The sequence below is a fragment of the Enterobacter sp. KB-280D8 genome (genome assembly GCF_041399405.1).
Taxonomy (GTDB): domain Bacteria; phylum Pseudomonadota; class Gammaproteobacteria; order Enterobacterales; family Enterobacteriaceae; genus Enterobacter; species Enterobacter cloacae_N.
Map to the genome: position 1 here is coordinate 151,127 of NZ_JBGKEC010000002.1, position 17,515 is coordinate 168,641.

Genomic DNA, 17,515 nt, shown 5'->3' on the forward strand with positions numbered 1-17,515 from the left:
ACATGGTTCCGTAGGCCGGGCAAGGCGCAGCCGCCTCCCGGCTAAACACGGCACACTTACTTCTGAAACGGATGCACCTCCCGCCAGTGGTCGGCAATCTGCTGGCGGGTACAGACCCACACCTGCTCATGCTGCTGCACGTAATCCAGGAAGCGCTGCAGCGCGCGAAAACGCCCCGGCCGCCCCAGCAGGCGGCAGTGCATGCCGATGGACATCATCTTCGGCGCGCTTTCCCCCTCTTCGTACAGCACGTCAAAACTGTCCTTCAGATAAGTGTAAAACTGCTCGGCGGTGTTAAACCCCTGCGCGGTCGCGAAGCGCATGTCGTTAGCATCCAGCGTATACGGCACGATCAGGTGAGGTTTTTGGGTGCCGTCACCGCAGGCCACTTCCGTCCAGAAGGGCAGGTCGTCGCCATAGTAGTCGCTGTCGTAGTCGAAGCCGCCGTGCTCCACCACCAGCTGGCGCGTGTTGGGGCTGTCGCGTCCGGTGTACCAGCCCGTCGGCGGCTTGCCGAACAGGTCGGTCAGCACGTGCACCGCCTTGTGCAGATGTTCGCGCTCCTGTTGGATATCCATGTGCTGATAGTGGATCCAGCGCCAGCCGTGGCTCACCACGTCGTAATCCGCTGCCCTGATTGCCTCGACGATCTCCGGGTGACGCGCCAGCGCCATCGCCACGCCGAAGACCGTCAGCGGCAGGCCACGCTTTTGAAATTCACTGTGGATCCGCCAGAATCCGGCGCGGCTGCCGTATTCGTAGAGGGAGTCCATCGACATGTGTTTGTCCGGGTAGCTGGCCGCGCCGATGATGTCCGACAGGAACTGCTCGGATCCGGCATCGCCGTGCAGAACATGGTTTTCCGCCCCCTCTTCATAATTGAGCACAAACTGCACGGCGATGCGCGCCTGATTCGGCCACCGGGCGTGCGGCGGGTTGCCGGCGTAGCCGCGCAGATCCCGCGGGTAATCCTGTTCAAAAAGTCCCATTGCCACCCCCAAAAATTAAAATGGATTCAATGCCTGAAAATGTCCGCTTAACGCTTTTTTCTCCGGAAATGCCAGATCCCCGTGCTTGCTGGTCGAGAGCCCCAGCGCCACCAGCGACTCCACCATCTTCACCGCCGCGCTGACGCCGTCGATCACCGGCACGCGCAGCTCGCGGGTCAGCTCCTGTGCCAGCGTCGCCATGCCGCCGCAGCCGAGCACGATGGCGCCGCAGCCATCCTCTTTCAGCGCCTGAATACAGCGCGCGCGCACCTTCTCCTGCGCCAGACCGCTGCCGTCTTCCAGCGCCAGCACCGGGAGATCGATAGCGTGCAGCGCCGCGCAGCGATCGTGAAAGCCATACTGGTGCAGCAGATGACGGGCAATAATCAGCGTGCGCGGCAGCGTGGTCACCACCGAAAAGCGCGTCGCCACCAGCGTCGCCATATGCATGGCGGCTTCCGCAATGCCCACCACCGGCCCGTGCGCCAGCTCACGCGCCGCCAGCAGGCCCGGATCGCCAAAGCAGGCGATGACGTGACCGTCCACGCCCTGCTCTCTGCCGAGCCTGACCTGCTCAAGAACCCCCACGGCGGCGATGGCTTCATCAAAGTGGCCCTCGATAGACGGCACGCCCGCGCCCGGACAGACCGCGAGGATCTCCGTACCTGGCGCCGCCACCGCGCGGGCCGCCGCGCCGATGGTTTCCGTCATCGCGAGGCTGGTGTTGGGGTTGATCACTTGTATACAGACAGACGACATTACGACTCCTTGTGGCCGGCAAACAGCCGGGCAAAATCAGGCAGGCACTCGCCCGCCCGCTCGAAGCAGAGGCTGGCGACGATATGTTCAAAATGGTGCATTAAGGCATCGCTGAGCGGCTCAAGCGCCTTCTGGCGCAGCAGATCCACCAGCTTTTCGTGGTCGTTGCAGCGGCAGCCCTGGCGCCACGGCGCGCCCCAGGTGGCAATCACCAGCGAGGAGCGCTGGCTCAGGCCGGTCACCATCTCCGTCAGCACCTGGTTGCCGGAGATGGCCTGCAGCTGTATGTGGAAATTGGCGGAGTGGCGGATCGCCGCCGGCCCGTCGTACGCCTCGTGCGCCTGCTGCTCCTGGCGAATAATGGCCTCCAGCGCGGCGAGATGCGGCGGCTGGCAGTGGGCCAGCACGTCCGGCAGGTTGGCGACCTCCAGCAGGGCGCGGGTGCGAAAGATGTGCTGCGCCTCTTCCACCGTCGGACTGGCGACGTGTGCACCACGCTTGGGCGTTAAGGTGACCATTTGCACAGCGGCGAGTCGCTGCAGCACCTTACGGATGCCCGTGCGGCTTACGCCAAACACCTCGGCCAGCGCCTCTTCCGGCAGTTTGCTCCCCGGCAGCAGCTGATGTTCGACAATCGCGGTCATCAGCGCCTGAAAGATCGATTCGTCTTTGTCATGCAGGTCTGGCGCGGTCTGCAGGGCATTTACGTTATTCATTCACCACTCCGTCTTTTACGCTTCTTTATCGAATCGTATACATAAAATTAAAAAATTGCATACAAGATTTAATATTTTGGCCTGGATCCTGCAACACCGACTCCACTCCCACTTAACGGGTTTTCAAACACAGGAGCAGGTTTCATGCCAAACAGTCAAAACGCGCAGCAAGGTACGGCCGCTGATTCCGGTGCGGTTTACAGCCCACGTCTTTGCAATGAGGATCTGGCACCGACACGTGACCAGAACTGGAGCTGGTACAACATCTTTTCGTTCTGGATGTCGGACGTCCACAGCATGGGGGGTTATGTTGTCGCCGCGAGCTTCTTCACGCTCGGGCTGGCAAGCTGGCAGGTGCTGCTCTGCCTGCTGGTGGGGATCTGCATCGTGCAGCTGTGCGCCAACCTGGTAGCCAAACCGAGCCAGATGGCGGGCGTGCCCTACGCGGTGATTAGCCGTCAGGCCTTTGGCGTCTTCGGGGCCAATATTCCGGCGGTGATCCGCGGGCTGATTGCCTTTGCGTGGTACGGCATCCAGACCTGGCTGGCCGCCAACGCGCTGATGCTGGTGGTGCTGAAGTTTTGGCCTTCTCTGGCGAGCCTTACCATCGGTGCCTTCCTGGGCCTGTCGCCGCTGGGCTGGATCTGCTTTGCCATCATGTGGGTACTCCAGGCGATGGTCTTCTGGCACGGCATGAGCGCCATCAAGCGCTTTATTGATATCGCCGGTCCGGCGGTTTATGTGGTGATGCTGGCCCTCGCAGGCTGGATTGTATACAAGACCGGCTTTGACGGCATTTCCTTCACCCTCGCCAGCAAATCCCTTAGCGCGGGCGAGCAGAGCTGGCAGATGATCACCGCGACCGCGCTGGTGGTTTCTTACTTCTCCGGCCCGCTGCTCAACTTTGGCGACTTCTCCCGCTACGGCAAAAGCATGGGCGAGATCCGCCGCGGCAACCGCTGGGGCCTGCCGTTTAACTTCCTGCTGTTCTCCATCGTCACCGTGGTTATTGTCTCCGGCACCCAGTCGCTGTTTGGCCGCATGATCACCGACCCAATTGAAACCGTCAGCCGCGTGGGTAACGATCTGGCCGTGGCGATTGGCCTGCTGACGATGATCACCGCCACCATCGGGATTAACATCGTCGCGAACTTCGTCTCCCCGGCGTTTGATTTCTCTAACTGTTCGCCGCAGAAAATCAGCTTCCGCACCGGGGGCATGATCGCCGCCGTCGGCTCGATCCTGCTCACCCCGTGGAACCTGTTCAACTCGCCGGAGCTTATCCACTACACCCTGGACGTGCTCGGGGCGTTTATCGGCCCGCTGTTCGGCATTCTGATTGCCGATTTCTACCTGATTAAGCGCGGCAAGGTGTCGGTGGACGATCTGTTCGACGACACGCCAAAGGGCAAATACTGGTACCGCAACGGCTTCAACCCGAAAGCCATTGGCGCGCTAATCCCGTCCGTTGCCGTGGGGCTGGTGATTGGCTTTATCCCGGCCCTGCATGAGGTGGCAAACTTCAGCTGGTTTATCGGCGTCTTCCTGGGCGGCGTGACCTACCGCTGGCTGGCGCGGGAAGAGCGCGAGACGGCAGGCGCGACCTCGTTCAGCTCCCGCGTGGCGACGCAAAAAGAGTAACCCCTTCCTCCGGCCGCAGTTTATCTGCGGCCCGTTCATTCTGGCACCGTTCTTGCTGAGCCTTCTTACCCCGCTACGCAAACACTAAGGCAGGAACCATGATGGAATACCAGACTGCGATACGCGGTGCATTTTTCGATATTGCCCGGGTCTGCGACAGCGCAGACCCCATCGCCCAACACGCGCGCTACCTTGAGGACGGCCTGCTGTTTATCCAGCACGGAAAAATTCTGGCGCAGATGCCGTGGCAGGAGGGCGAGGAGTATCTTGACCCCCGCAAGGGCTACACCGACCTGCGCGGCAGGCTGCTGCTGCCCGGTTTTGTCGACACTCACGTTCATTACCCGCAAACGGAGATGATCGGTGCCTTTGGCGAACAGCTGCTGGAATGGCTGACTACCTACACCTTCCCGGTGGAGAGCCAGTTTGCCGATGAAGCCTACGCGAAAGAGATCGCCGAATTTTTCATTCAGCAGCTGGTGAGTAACGGCACCACCACCGCGCTGGTGTTTTGCACGCTGCATCCGGAATCGGTCGAGGCGCTGTTTACCGAGGCCCTGCGCCTGAACATGCGCCTTATCGCCGGAAAGGTGATGATGGACAGGCACGCGCCGGACTACCTGAGCGAAGACGCGAAGCAGAGCTACCGGCAGACGCGGGCGCTGATCCAGCGCTGGCATCACCGGGGGCGGCTGGGGTATGCCATCACGCCGCGCTTTGCCCCGACCTCATCCCCCGAGCTGCTTGCCGCGGTCAGCCTGCTCAGAGAGGAGTTCCCGGATACCTGGCTGCAGACCCATCTGAGCGAAAACCCCAACGAAGTGGCCTGGGTAAGCGATCTCTGGCCGGAGCATGAGCGCTATCTGGACGTGTATCACCACTACGGCCTGACCGGCGAGCGCAGCGTATTTGCCCACGCGATTCACCTTCACCACAGCGAGTGGCAGTGCCTGCATGACACCGGTTCGGCGGTGGCGTTTTGCCCCACCTCTAACCTGTTTCTCGGCAGCGGGCTGTTTCGCCTGCCCGCCTGCTGGCAGCACAGGGTGCGGATGGGCATCGGTACCGACGTCGGCGCGGGCACCACCTTCAGCATGCTGCGCACCCTGGGGGAAGCCTACAAGGTGGGCCAGCTGCAGAGCTACCGCCTGCGCGCCAGCGAGGCGTTTTACCACGCCACGCTGGGCGGCGCGCATGCGCTCAGGCTTGACGATAAGATTGGCAACTTCGCGCCCGGCAAAGAGGCGGATTTTGTGGTTATCGACCCTGACGTAACGCCGCTGCAGCGCCTGCGCAATTCCCGCTGCAAGGATATTTACGAGCAGCTTTTCGTGCTGATGACCCTGGGCGACGAGCGCAATATCAGCGAGACCTGGGTCAACGGCGAGCGTGTGTGGTCAGCTGCCCCGGTAGGTTGACCACCCGCCGGGGGCAATCACAAACGGCAGATGGTAGTGTTCGTCTGCCGCCTCTCCCGTCACAAAATCAATTTGCGCGCAGGGATAGAGCGTGTCGCGACCGGTTTCGCTAAACCACGGGCCGATCTCCGCCACCAGCCGATAGCGGCCCGCGGGCAGAGAGGGAACGAACGCAGTGATGCGACCCTGCGCGTTGGTCACGCCCGTGGCCAGCGTGCTCCCCTCCTGTTGCAGATGGACCGTCACGCCCTCTGCGGGTTTGCCGGTTGAGATATCGAGAATATGGGTGCTGAGCGTGCTCATTCGCTAATAGCTCCTTCCAGCCGTAGCAGCGTAATTTCCCGCAGCTGTTCCAGCGCGGCACGAACTTCCTGCGCGTCGCTGTTCTCCAGCCGCGCGTGCAGCGCCTGTAAAATGTCCTCGCCGCTGCGGCCCTTCGCGCGGATCAGAAAGACGCGTCCGAAGCGGGCCTCGTAGCGGGCATTCCCCTCGCGCAGCGCCCGGGCAAGGTCAGCATCGCGGTCATTGACCGCGCCCTGCTCCTGGCGCGACAGCGCCGCCTCCGCCTGTGAGCCCGCGGGCTTTTCCCCGATGCGCGGATGGGCGCTCAGAGCTTGCGCCAGCGCCGCTTCGTCCCAGTTTTGCATCAGCGATTTTGCCGTACTGAACAATTCGTCCCGGCTGGCGTAAGGCCGCCCGTGAACCAGCGCATCGGCCCAGTCGGGGAGCGCCACACAGGGGTGAATCAGCGCTAACGCCTTTTCGTGGGGAAGATGATTGAAGTCGTGCAGTGCGATCATAGTGTCTCCTTTATTGTCCTTCTCCAGGCTATTGCACAAACCACGCCACCTTGAGCGCAGGCGTGAAACAGTCGATTCCCTGTAGCGCAACTGGAAATTTTTGATTCATAAAAAGGCACGCTCACCGCGTTTGCGCACCTTAGCAGTGCAAACGTCTCCCTCACAACGCCGTTTTCGCCACTCTGCAGCCTGGTACGCAAATTGCTGAATGCCTTTACACCCTGCAAAAGGAGAGAAGCATGAAAGCAATCGTGATTGGCGCGGGTATTGGCGGCCTGAGCGCCGCCGTCGCGCTGAAGAGAGCGGGCATCGACTGTACCGTGTTTGAAGCCGTAAAAGAGATCAGGCCCGTCGGGGCGGCCATCTCAATCTGGCCGAACGGCGTGAAATGCATGCAGCACCTCGGCATGGGCGACATCATCGAGACGTACGGCGGGCCGATGCGTTTTATGGCCTACAAGGATTACCGGCGCGGCGACACCCTGACCCGCTTCAGTCTCGCCCCGCTGGTTGAGCGTACCGGCGGACGCCCCTGCCCCGTCTCGCGCGCTGAACTCCAGCGCGAAATGCTGGACTTCTGGGGACGCGACAAGGTGCAGTTCGGCAAGCGCGTGGAACATGTGCATGAAGACGACGCGGGCGTGAGCGTCACCTTCACCGATGGCACCACGGCAGCCGGGGATTTCCTGATTGCCGCCGACGGCAGCCACTCGGCGGTTCGCCCGTATGTGCTGGGATACACCCCGGAGCGCCGCTACGCCGGGTACGTGAACTGGAACGGGCTGGTGAAGATTGACGAAGAGATTGCCCCGGCGCACCAGTGGACCACCTTCGTTGGCGAAGGCAAACGCGTGTCGCTGATGCCCGTTTCCGGCGGCCGCTTCTACTTCTTTTTTGACGTGCCGCTGCCCGCGGGCCTGGCGGAGGATCGTACCACCCTGCGCGCCGACCTCACTGGCTACTTCCGCGGCTGGGCGCCGCCGGTGCAAAGGCTTATCGCGGCGCTGGATCCTGAAACCACCAACCGCATTGAAATCCACGACATTGAGCCGTTCGACAGCCTGGTGCGCGGCAACGTCGCGCTGCTCGGCGATGCCGCGCACAGCACCACGCCGGATATCGGCCAGGGCGGCTGTGCGGCGATGGAAGATGCCGTGGTGCTGGGGGAATGCCTGCGTGAAAACCACAACATTACGCTGGCGCTGCGGCAGTACGAAGCGCTGCGCTGCGACCGGGTGCGTGACCTGGTGCTGAAGGCGCGTAAACGCTGCGACGTCACCCACGGGAAAGACATGGCGTTGACGCAGGCCTGGTATCAGGAGCTCAAAGAGGAGACCGGGGAGCGCATTATCAACGGTCTGTGCGAGACCATTCAGGGCGGCCCGTTAGGCTGAACGCAAGAGGGACAACGATGAAAAGAGAACCGACACCACCCGCCCACTGCACGTTTGAGCCAGAGGACTGGCTGCGCCTGGCGAAATGCTGGCATCCGGTTGCGCGCGCCTGCGACGTCGGCCCGGCACCGGTCAAAGCGACCCTGCTGGATGAACAGCTGGTGATTTACCGGATCCACGACCAGGTCGTGGTCGCCCGTGACGTGTGCCCGCACCGCGGCGTGCCGCTGACGCTCGGCTTTCACGACGAGCACGGGATTATCTGCCCCTATCATGGCTTACGCTTTGGGGAGGACGGGCGCTGCAACCGTATTCCGTCCAGCCCCGACCAGCCCGTTCCGGCGAAGCTGAACCTGATTAACTATGCCGTGGAGGAGCGCTTCGGCCTGATCTGGACCTGCCTGGCGTTTGACCCGGACAATCCTGCGCCGCTGCCCGCTATGCCGCACTGGGATGACGATGGATTTCAGCAGATTAACTGCCCGCCGTTTGAGGTGAACGGCTTCGCCGGGCGTCAGGTGGAGGGGTTTCTGGACGTGGCACACTTTGCGTGGATCCACACCGATACCTTTGCGGATCCCAATAATCAGCTGGTTCCCACCTATCAGCCGCAGGAGACGCCGTTCGGCTTCGTGGCCGATTACTGGAGCTCCGTGAGCAATTACCCAGCCAGCTCTGACGTGCAGGCTCCGGACGGCTTCCAGTGGCTGCGTCATTTCGAGATGCATCTGCCGTTTACCGCCACGCTGACGATTCATTTTCCGGGTGAATCGCGGCTGGTGATTATGAACGCCGCCTCGCCCGTGTCATCGCGCGTGACCCGCATGTTCGCCCCTATTGCGCGTAACTTTGACCTGCATATTCCGGTGGAGGACGTGCATGCCTTTAACCTGCGCATCTTCGAGGAAGATCGACTGATGGTGGAAACCCAGCGCCCGGAAAGTTTGCCGCTGGATCTGACGCTGGAAGCCCATATTCCCGCCGATAAAAGCTCAATTGCCTACCGCCGGGGACTGAAAAAAATGGGCTTTGGCGAATTTTTCCTGGTATGACGGAGGCCGATATGCTGAACGTGATTGTCGACGGGCTGTGGCGTGAGGGGGATAAAAGCCTTGCCGTCAGGCTGGTGGCCGAAAACGGCGAAACGCTGCCGCCGTGGCAGCCCGGCGCGCATATTGATGTCCACCTGCCCAGCGGCGTGGTGCGCCAGTACTCCCTGACCGGGGCATGTCAGGACGAGAGCTATCTTATCTGCGTGGGGCGTGAAGCCGCCTCGCGCGGCGGGTCGCGCTACGTTCACGAGACGCTGCGTCCCGGACAGACGCTTTCGATCTCTGCCCCGCGCAACCTGTTTCCGCTGCATCAGGCTGAGCGGGTGTTGCTGCTGGCGGCGGGGATTGGCATTACGCCGCTGTATGCGATGGCCCTGCAGCTGAAGGCGTCCGGTACGCCGTTTACGCTGCACTATTACGTCAAAAACCGTGAAAGTGCGGCGTTTGCGCGCGAACTCCTGCAGTGCGGTAAGTGCATTATTCATACCGCCAGCCCGCGATCCACCCTGGCAGAGCACCTTCCCGCGCCAGAGGCAGGTTTGCGCGCCTGGGTGTGCGGACCGGCGGGCTTTATGGAAAAAGTGCGTGAGGTGGCGACGGCGAAGGGATGGGAGGACGACCATATCCACAGCGAGGCGTTTCAGCCCGCTGCGCCTGTCACGGGCGGTGAATCCGGCGAGATCTTTACGGTCAAACTCGCCTCCACCGGGGAGCGCTGGCCGGTGCCTGCGGATAAAACCATCGCCCGGGTACTGCAGGAAAACGGCGTGGACGTGCCGCTGTCCTGCGAAATGGGGATCTGCGGTGCCTGCCTGACGCCGGTGATTGACGGCGTGGTGGATCACCGGGATAGCGTGCAGTCGGAGGCGGAAAAAAGCGCAACGGACCAGCAGGTGGCGCTGTGCTGTTCTCGGAGCCATTCCAGGGAGCTGGTGATTGGGCTGTAAAACGAAATAAATATCCTCCGGCACAGCCGGAGGTTTTTCAGATGTGCCGGTAAGGCTTTGTTATCAGACGCGTCCCGGCTGCCACGCGTAATCAATATGGCTGGCCTGCTCGCGCGCCAACGCTTCATCGCCCTGCAATCGCGCCGCCAGGGTAAAAGCGAAATCAAACACGTTGCCCAGCCCGCGGCCGCTCAGCAGATTGCCGTCCTCCACCACGTCGGCATTGACGTAAATGCCATCGCTGACCGTTTTCCACAACTCGCCGGAGCAGACATAGCGACGCCCCTTCAGCAGTCCGTTGCCGCCCAGCACGCGAGCGGCGGCGGAGCAGATCGGGCAGATATATTTGCCCGCTTCATCGTGGCGGCGGACGAAGGCAATAACCTCCGCGCTTTTCGCCAGGTTAACGCTGCCTTGCGGGCCTCCCGGTAACACCACGGCGTCAAAGGTCTGGTCGAGGCTGACCTGCAGAGTGCTGTCCGCCATCACAGAGATGGCGTGATAGCTCACCACTTCGCGACTCTCGCCGCAGGCAATTGTCTGCACCGTAATATTCAGGCGGCGCAGGATATCGACAGTGACGATCGCTTCCCCTTCTTCAAAACCGGGGGCTAATAGCACGGCTACGCTTTTCATCTTGCTCTCCATTGCTTAAGGCTTACCAGTACGGATGCCAAATCTGTCGCAACCGCGCCAGCAGCTCAAGATAGAAATAGTCACCCCAGCTACAGCACTGATCGACGCCCTTACCGCTGCCCATGTGATAAACCGAGTGCTGCAGCAGCCCTTCGGTCGGATCGTCGTCATGGGCAAGGTAGTTATCGGTCAGCGACTGCGCAATACGCAGCGCCATCTCTTCATAATACGCGCGGTTTGCGTCGAGCGTCGGCAGCGCCTTGACCAGCTCCAGAAGGCCACAGGCGGCAATCGCCGCCGCTGAACTGTCGCGCACGGCGTCGGTACCGAGCAGGGCCAGATCCCAGTGGCAAATATCATCTTCCGGCAGACGGTTGAGGAAGTAATGCGCCAGGCTGCGTGACAGCTCAACCATCTGCTTATCGCCGGTGTGCTGATAGCTGAGCAGAAAGCCGTAAATGCCCCATGCCTGGCCGCGCGACCAGCACGAGGTATCGCTGTAGCCCTGATGGGTATTGCCAAAGCGCGGCTCACCCGTCTGCACATCCATATAGTAAGTGTGATAAGTCGAGGCATCTTCACGCACGATATACTTCGCTGCCTGTCCGGCGTGCGCCGTCGCCGCTTGCGCATAGCGCGGATCCCCGGTCTGTTCGCTGGCCCAGTACAGCAGCGGCAGGTTCATATTGCAGTCGATGATCATTCGCCCCTGCTGCTCCGGGTCGTTTAAATCTCCCCACGCCTGAATAATGTTGGCCGTCGGATTAAAACGCTCCATCAGACGCTCTGCCGCCAGCAGCGCCGACTGGCGAGCGGCTTCATTGCCGGTGAGCCGCCAGGCGCTGATGCAGGAGAGCGAATAGAGGAACCCGAGGTCGTGCGTTGCGGTGTCGATGCGCTGCTCAATACGCCGGGCGAACGACGGTAAATAGTGCTCGGCGGCTTCGCGATAATGCGCTTTGCCGGTCATCTCCCACGCCAGCCACAGCTGCCCTGGCCAAAAGCTGGTGGTCCACTCCACGTTATCGGTGCGCGGCCAGACACCCTTCTCACAGGCTTCGCCGGGGAACTTATCGCCGAAGGCGACAATATTCTTGTCGAGCTTGCGCGTGACGCGGGATAACGCCGCTTCCAGCTTCTGGCTCAGCGCCAGGCGATCGACCTGATGCAGCTCGATCGGCCGCAGCGCTTCGGTGATAACAGATTTGGTCATAACAACTCCTGAATTAATGTTTGGCCGGTTCAACCGGGGCGGTATCTAAAGCCGGAGCAAAGGGTCGTGAGTCATCGCGCGTCGACTGGCAGCGCGACAACGTAAAGGCGGAAATCAGGGTAAATATCAGGGCGCAGCAGCCCATCAGCAGATAGGTATGCTCAAAGCCTATCCTGTCGTACAGGTAGCCGGCAGGCGGGGCGACCACAATCGAGCCAACGTAAATCATCGCCTGGTAGCCCAGCAGGTACATCGTGGCGTTAACCCGACGATGGAAATGTTCGGCGATGTATTTGAAGACCGAAATCAGCAGCAGCGCGATCTCGACGCCATAAAACGGTTTGATGATGGAGATAACAATCGGGTCGCTGGTCAGTCCGGAGGCGATCAGCCGTGCTCCTACCACGCAGCCGCAGAACAGCAGGCCGCGCTTCGCGCCGTAGTGGTTCACCAGCCACGGGATAAACATCATCATCACGAACTCCATCCCCGACTGGACGGTGCTCAGGTAGCCGTACCAGGCATTCCCCTGCTCTTTGGTGGCGAAGAACGACACGAAGTAGCGCGGGAACTGCTGTTCGGCGATAAACATCATCCACGCCACCCCGGCAACGTAGAGGCTGAACATCCAGAATTTGCGGTTTTTCAGCAGCATCAGCACGTCGGCGAAGACGATCTTATTGGCGGAGATGACGCTGTTGTTGCGCAGCTGCTCGTCGCCGATTTTGAGGCTAATCAGCACCAGCAGCATTACTACCGAGGTACCGCTGCTGAGCAGAAAGTTGGCCAGCGGGGTGACGTTAAACAACAGCCCGGAGACCGAAGCCGCCATCGCCCAGCCGAGTGAACCCCACATTCTGATGCGGCCAAACTCCAGCCCGTACAGGCGGCTAAAGCGGTCGGCGTAAGATTCAGACGCCGCCACGCCGGCGTACCAGCCCAGGCTCAGATACAGCGCGCCGATGATAATCCCCGCCATCGCATGGCTTTGCAGCAGCGGCTGGTATACCAGCGCAAAAAACGGCGCCATCAGCGCAGAAATGGCGCAGACAAAATAGAGCAGCCACTTGCTCATGCCGATTTTGTCCATGATGTAGCCGTACACCGGCTTCAGGACCACCGCGAAGACGCCATTAATAGCGAACACGCTGCCGATGGTGACGCTATCAAGGCCTACTTTCTGGCTCAGCCACAGGGCGTACAGGCCAAAGCTGGATGACCACGTGAAGAAGTAAAGGAAAATAAAGGTACTCATTTTGTACTGCGCGGCGCGTACGGACGATGATGTGCTCATAGTGATGCCTCCGGAGCCAGAACGAGCGTCGTTTCTTGTCGTGCCGTCACGAAGCGTACCGCGTCATCGCTAATGATGGCCTGTGGGCAGCGTTGCGGCTCGAAGTCGGCGGCATTTCCCGCCCACACCGCGCTGATTAACACATGCTTGCCGGGGTCGAGTTCACCGCGCAGCAGCGGCACCGCCGCGCGCTCGGCGAACAAAAGATTGCTGTTTGGCGGCGTCAACACCGTCTCGCCGCGGCGGGCGTGCGGATGGAGACAGAAAATGGCTGATACATCCCGGACATTGCGTAACCAGCAGGCGCTGTCACTCTCGTGGACCTGCGGCTGCGGGCGGTTTGCCAGGCAAAAGCCACCTTCCGCGCAGTCCAGCGCGCGCCGGGTATCGATACGATGGACGCGCAGCTGCCAGTCATCCAGCGCCAGCAGCCAGGTCTCAATCACCACATCGCGCCACGGCAGCCAGCGGCTGTAAATGGTGCCGTTTGTGGTTACCACGTGCTGGCATTCGCGGCGGCCACGCCAGTAGTTATCCTTTTCGGCCAGCAGCAGCATCGAATCGGGTGCGGCATGGTTCAGGCCGTAGCGCCCGCGTTCAAAGGTGAAGCCAAAGCGGGTGGAATAGGCAAATTTGCAGTATTTCGCTTCGGTATTGACGAAGTTGTTCAGCTCCAGCTGGCCGGAAGTCAGCATCCACAGGTGATCGGCCTGATGCACCACCACCTGATCCGCGTGGGCTATCGTGTGCTGCGCGGGCAACGGCGGCAGCGGCAGCTCAGCCGCCTGCCAGAAGGCATTGCCCTCATCTAATGCCAGCACCAGCAGGGTCTTCAGGCCCCAGTACGGTGAACCCGGCGCGTTGTAGTCTTCCGCCATCGCCAGATTCGGGTAGCTGTAGCCGACACTGAGTACGCCATCGCGGTCGAACATCGGCTGCTTCAGCCACCAGCGCAGATGGCGCAGAACGATGCCCTTAATCACGCCGGGCGAAAAGACCTCCAGCCCAGCGAAGGCCGCCGCACTCCAGAACGCCGCCTCAGCAAAGCGGTAGGTCAGGCTTCGGCCAAACGGGATCGCCGCGCCGTCTTCGGCAAAAAAATGGATGAAGTCAGAGGAGAAACGCGCGGCCCGCTCACGCAGCGTTGCACAACGCTGTGGATCGACCCCGGCCATGAGCTTCGCATAAATCAGGCCATAGAAATGGAAGCCCATCGAAATGTAATAGTCGCGCGGCCGGCCCGGACCATCGGAATACCAGCCATCGCCGAGGTAGTAGTGCTCCATGGCAGCAAAATGAGCTTCCAGCGCCTGCGGGTTGGTTGGCATGCCGCAATAATGGAAGCCGACCTGCACCAGAATTGGAAAGTAGTGCCAGTTGTTATCGGGGATATCCTGAGTCTCACACTGCTTTAGCCAGCACCATAAATTCTCTTTCTCCGTCTCGGTGAAGTGTGCCAGTACGGTTTCACCCGCCAGCGCCAGCAGCAGCCCGTAGGCCGCCATCTCAACGATTCGCTGATCGTAAGGCCCGACGTCGCCCCAGTAATCGGCATGGTGCGGATTGGTGCCGTTTTTTATTGCCTGTAAATAGAATGAGAAGTGCTGCGGCTCGCTGCCGCCAGCCAACAGCGGCGTCACGCCCCACAGCAGGCGGGAAAACGCTTCCATGCTCGCGACACGCTGGCCGTAGTGAGCGGTAAAGTTCGCTAAATCAATGCGGCTGGCGTCTTTTTTAAACCAGGGCGCCACCGCGTTCAGCATATCGTTGACCAGCCGTTGCACCTCTTCCCGGCTTGTCAGTGGATTATCCAGATGAATATTTTCAGGTTGCACAGGGTCCTCCCGCATTACACGAGGGTAGAGATAAGTTATTGTTATTAGGCTTTTTAAAGCCACGAGGGCGACGTCTGAATGAAGAGTACCTGCTTTTATTCCCGGCGCTGAGTGAGCCGACTCACAAAAATAAACCGCCATTTCATTTTTACTGGATTTTGTCGAACGCGAGGGGGATAAATTACAAATGATGGCCTAAAAATTTAAATCTGTTGTTCTGGAGGTAAAATGGGTGAAGCGCAGCTGCTGGAACGCATTACGCTCGATCGGCAGGCCATTTCTTTCAACCGCATGTACACCACCAGCGCGATTTACTACCACTGGCATCAATGCGTTGAATTGCTCTATATCTCCAGCGGCTACGGCATCGTGGTGGTGGATAATCAGCACTACACCGCCCGTCCGGGGCGATTATTTATCTTCCCACCCTTCCGCTTGCACAAAGTGCAGGTGGATCATAGCGATAAGAACCCCTATCACCGCACTACCATGCACATTGAGCAATCGGTCGTCGAAAGTGCGCTCAGCGCCTTCCCGCGCCATCAGGCCCGGTTCGCCGCGCTGGCCGCCAGCAATCTGCCAGCACAGATTTACGATCTCAGCAATCACGCGGCGTTTATCGAGAGGATCCTTGAACAGTTTCAGCGCCTGGAGGGCAACGAGCAGACCGAGGCCTGCGAGGTTGCATTTCTGGTGATGCAGCTCATGACGTTTCTGCCCGAGCAGCCGCAGCCCTACCCTCCGCGCCAGCAGACCGTCGCCTCGCGGATTATGAGCTGGGTCGAAGCCCACTATGCCAGCAAGTTTTCGCTCGACCAGCTAGCGCACGACCTGGGGCTTTCGCGCAGCTATACCTCACGCATTTTCCGCCAGCAGACCGGCGGTACTATCCACGAATATTTGCTGACCCGGCGAATAAAAAGCAGCTGCGAGCTGTTACGGTACAGCGATGAGCCTATTGACACCATCGCCCTGGCAGTCGGGTTTAGCGAGGTGACCTATTTCATCACCTGCTTTAAAAAGATGATGCGTCAGACGCCACTGCAGTATCGACGCAGTGTCCGCTGCACCAGAATTCCCTGTTAGGACGGTTTTAACAAATCAAAGGGGATTTTGAACGCTGGATCAAAGCAGACGGGTTTGCTGAACCTCCAGCCTGGCCGGGGGTCTTCTGTGCACAAAAAAACCCAGGTCGCATAACGACCTGGGTTTCGAATTTGGCGGAAGCGTAGAGATTCGAACTCTAGAACCCTTTCGGGTCGCCGGTTTTCAAGACCGGTGCCTTCAACCGCTCGGCCACGCTTCCAAAGTGAGGCGCACTATAAACATCTATTAGCGCCTTGTAAAGCAGGAATTTTTCTATTTTTCCCCACAGGCGTTTGACTGCGCAAAAAGTCACCCGGACGCCGCCCTTCCATCGCTTCCTCCCACCTTGTACATACCGTTACACAGCAACGCTCATTCTTTTAAATCACCGTGGTATAGAATGCCCCAAAAATAGACGGTCAATTGTTGTGTAATTGTAATAAACCCGGGTAACGCGGGTTTTAACGCATTACCGCCATATAACCTTACTGGTTGATGATGAAAATCAAAAATACGTTTTGCTTACATATCCTGATGGCGGTTTTGGCCATTTTAGCCCTGAGCTTTCACCCGCTGGTGACAAGCTTTGATCCGCCGCTTACATTCCAGCCGTTGATCAAATCCATGGCGGGGACGGCTAAAGAACAGGCGGAAAAAATAGCCACCATTTCTCATGCCCTCGAAGGGAACGCTATTTTTTTCATCGGCGCGTCTGAGGTTGCCACCTCAGAAGATGAACATTACGCCGTATATAATTATTTTAATAAGCAATTACACCAGCCCGTCGTGGCCTATGGCGATGCGTTTGTCGATGACGAAACGCAATTTTTACTTCTCTCGCGTTTTAAAAATAGCCTTAATGCAAACAGCAAAGTGGTATTGCTTCTCGCACCCGACGCCTTTTACTCAAAAGGTCTGCCGCCCGCTATCTATGCGGATAATTTCCCGGGTTCTGTTTTTAATCCTCTGATGAAAGATCCGCAAGCGCGTCCGATACTGGTGAATGACGTAAAGCATATTGATCCTAAAGGGATAAGCCATTTAACCTTTGGCCAAATGCGTATCTACGGCTGGCACCCCGACCTGATTTGGGATGAACTCAGTTTTCAGTTTGCAAATTTTTGCACCCTGATAAAAAACGACTGGCTGTCGCTGCTCAACATTACGCCAAAAACGGCGCAACCCTGGCCGCCGCAGCCAACCACCCACATTGCCCCTGACTGGGATAAAGAGCTGGCGAATGCCCGCGAGTTAAATAAAAAACGCCAGCAGAGCGCGGCCACCCTGTGGATGGACAAAACGATTTACGAGGAGGACGGTACACGGCAGCAGTGGGATGACACGCCGGTCGTACCTGCGCAAATCGCCGCATTCAGAAAAACCGTCCAGCTGCTGAAAGACCGTCACGTGCAGGTGATTGCGATCGTCGACCCGGTAAACCCCTGGGCGCTTTACAATACCGACACCTTCCGCCCGGTTGATAAGCAAATTCAAACCATTCTGAAAGAGAACCAGATCCCTTATTTAGATATGTACGCCATGCCTTATCAGAATGGCTGGAACTGGGATCGTTTGCACCCTTCCGAACTGGCCTGGGTTCCTATGATTCGCTTTATTGCACAGAGCTTTAAATAATGAAAATCGCGATCCGTCTTTTTTTCCTTTATCTCCTGCTGGCGATCACCATCGTCGCGTGGACCGCTGTCGATGACAGCATGAGTATGCAGCTGCATTT

At 59.3% G+C, this 17,515-nt stretch carries 15 protein-coding genes, 1 tRNA gene and 1 pseudogene; 7 read left to right on the forward strand and 10 right to left on the reverse strand.

The window, feature by feature from the left end; translation table 11 throughout:
- Positions 1–56: 56 nt before the first annotated feature.
- The 3 genes and pseudogenes from puuE to AB8818_RS06255 form a co-directional block, all read right to left on the reverse strand.
- Positions 57–956 (reverse strand): allantoinase PuuE, encoded by a 900-nt coding sequence (gene puuE / locus AB8818_RS06245; RefSeq protein WP_226857586.1) that lies wholly within the window; start codon positions 954–956, stop codon positions 57–59.
- Positions 874–1,748 (reverse strand): annotated as a pseudogene (gene hpxA / locus AB8818_RS06250) (allantoin racemase). The gene puuE and the pseudogene hpxA overlap by 83 nt, the downstream one beginning before the upstream one ends.
- Positions 1,748–2,464, reverse strand: a complete 717-nt coding sequence (locus AB8818_RS06255) for a GntR family transcriptional regulator (protein ID WP_192983027.1) — start codon at positions 2,462–2,464, stop codon at positions 1,748–1,750. Before AB8818_RS06255 ends, hpxA begins: the two are co-directional and overlap by 1 nt.
- Before the next feature lie 144 nt (positions 2,465–2,608).
- Here AB8818_RS06255 and AB8818_RS06260 point away from each other — a divergent pair, with 144 nt between their 5' ends.
- Together AB8818_RS06260 and guaD are read left to right on the forward strand one after the other, a co-directional pair.
- A complete protein-coding gene (locus AB8818_RS06260; protein ID WP_192983024.1) occupies positions 2,609–4,105 on the forward strand; it encodes an NCS1 family nucleobase:cation symporter-1 in 1,497 nt (498 codons plus the stop codon).
- 98 nt (positions 4,106–4,203) lie between these two features.
- A complete protein-coding gene (guaD, locus tag AB8818_RS06265; protein WP_192983023.1) occupies positions 4,204–5,523 on the forward strand; it encodes a guanine deaminase in 1,320 nt (439 codons plus the stop codon).
- On the opposite strand, the gene uraH is transcribed toward guaD, so the two are convergent.
- Positions 5,503–5,826, reverse strand: coding sequence for a hydroxyisourate hydrolase (gene uraH / locus AB8818_RS06270; RefSeq protein WP_192983020.1), 324 nt, complete (start codon positions 5,824–5,826; stop codon positions 5,503–5,505). The genes guaD and uraH overlap by 21 nt on opposite strands.
- On the reverse strand, positions 5,823–6,323 hold the full coding sequence (gene uraD / locus AB8818_RS06275; RefSeq protein WP_192983017.1) for a 2-oxo-4-hydroxy-4-carboxy-5-ureidoimidazoline decarboxylase: 501 nt from the start codon (positions 6,321–6,323) through the stop codon (positions 5,823–5,825). Before uraD ends, uraH begins: the two co-directional genes overlap by 4 nt.
- 239 nt (positions 6,324–6,562) lie before the next feature.
- Here uraD and hpxO point away from each other — a divergent pair, with 239 nt between their 5' ends.
- From hpxO to AB8818_RS06290, 3 genes are read left to right on the forward strand one after another with little or no spacing between them, the layout of a single operon-like run.
- Positions 6,563–7,717 (forward strand): FAD-dependent urate hydroxylase HpxO, encoded by a 1,155-nt coding sequence (hpxO, locus tag AB8818_RS06280; RefSeq protein WP_192983014.1) that lies wholly within the window; start codon positions 6,563–6,565, stop codon positions 7,715–7,717.
- A 17-nt stretch (positions 7,718–7,734) separates the two neighbouring features.
- Positions 7,735–8,769, forward strand: coding sequence for a molybdenum cofactor-independent xanthine hydroxylase subunit HpxD (gene hpxD / locus AB8818_RS06285; RefSeq protein ID WP_192983011.1), 1,035 nt, complete (start codon positions 7,735–7,737; stop codon positions 8,767–8,769).
- Positions 8,770–8,780: 11 nt separating this feature from the next.
- Positions 8,781–9,716 (forward strand): PDR/VanB family oxidoreductase, encoded by a 936-nt coding sequence (locus tag AB8818_RS06290; protein ID WP_192983008.1) that lies wholly within the window; start codon positions 8,781–8,783, stop codon positions 9,714–9,716.
- Between the two features lie 63 nt (positions 9,717–9,779).
- On the opposite strand, the gene AB8818_RS06295 is transcribed toward AB8818_RS06290, so the two are convergent.
- The 4 genes from AB8818_RS06295 to AB8818_RS06310 are packed head-to-tail and all read right to left on the reverse strand — an operon-like array spanning position 9,780 to position 14,694.
- Positions 9,780–10,352: a DJ-1 family glyoxalase III gene (locus AB8818_RS06295; RefSeq protein ID WP_166710673.1), complete on the reverse strand. Its 573-nt coding sequence runs from the start codon at positions 10,350–10,352 to the stop codon at positions 9,780–9,782.
- A 22-nt stretch (positions 10,353–10,374) separates the two neighbouring features.
- Entirely contained in the window at positions 10,375–11,565 is a 1,191-nt protein-coding gene (locus AB8818_RS06300) for a glycoside hydrolase family 88 protein (RefSeq protein ID WP_192983006.1), read from the reverse strand.
- Positions 11,566–11,578: 13 nt separating this feature from the next.
- A complete protein-coding gene (locus AB8818_RS06305; protein WP_192983003.1) occupies positions 11,579–12,859 on the reverse strand; it encodes an oligosaccharide MFS transporter in 1,281 nt (426 codons plus the stop codon).
- Complete coding sequence (locus AB8818_RS06310; RefSeq protein ID WP_192983000.1) at positions 12,856–14,694, reverse strand: DUF2264 domain-containing protein; 1,839 nt, start codon at positions 14,692–14,694, stop codon at positions 12,856–12,858. Before AB8818_RS06310 ends, AB8818_RS06305 begins: the two co-directional genes overlap by 4 nt.
- 228 nt (positions 14,695–14,922) lie before the next feature.
- Between AB8818_RS06310 and AB8818_RS06315 the strand changes: the two genes are divergently transcribed.
- On the forward strand, positions 14,923–15,780 hold the full coding sequence (locus tag AB8818_RS06315; RefSeq protein WP_192982997.1) for an AraC family transcriptional regulator: 858 nt from the start codon (positions 14,923–14,925) through the stop codon (positions 15,778–15,780).
- Between the two features lie 132 nt (positions 15,781–15,912).
- Here the strand turns inward: AB8818_RS06315 and AB8818_RS06320 are convergent.
- A tRNA-Ser gene (locus AB8818_RS06320) sits at positions 15,913–16,000 on the reverse strand.
- Positions 16,001–16,278: 278 nt separating this feature from the next.
- On the opposite strand from AB8818_RS06320, the gene AB8818_RS06325 reads away from it, so the two are divergent.
- On the forward strand, positions 16,279–17,415 hold the full coding sequence (locus AB8818_RS06325) for a D-alanyl-lipoteichoic acid biosynthesis protein DltD (RefSeq protein WP_116340850.1): 1,137 nt from the start codon (positions 16,279–16,281) through the stop codon (positions 17,413–17,415).
- The last annotated feature ends 100 nt before the right edge of the window (positions 17,416–17,515 follow it).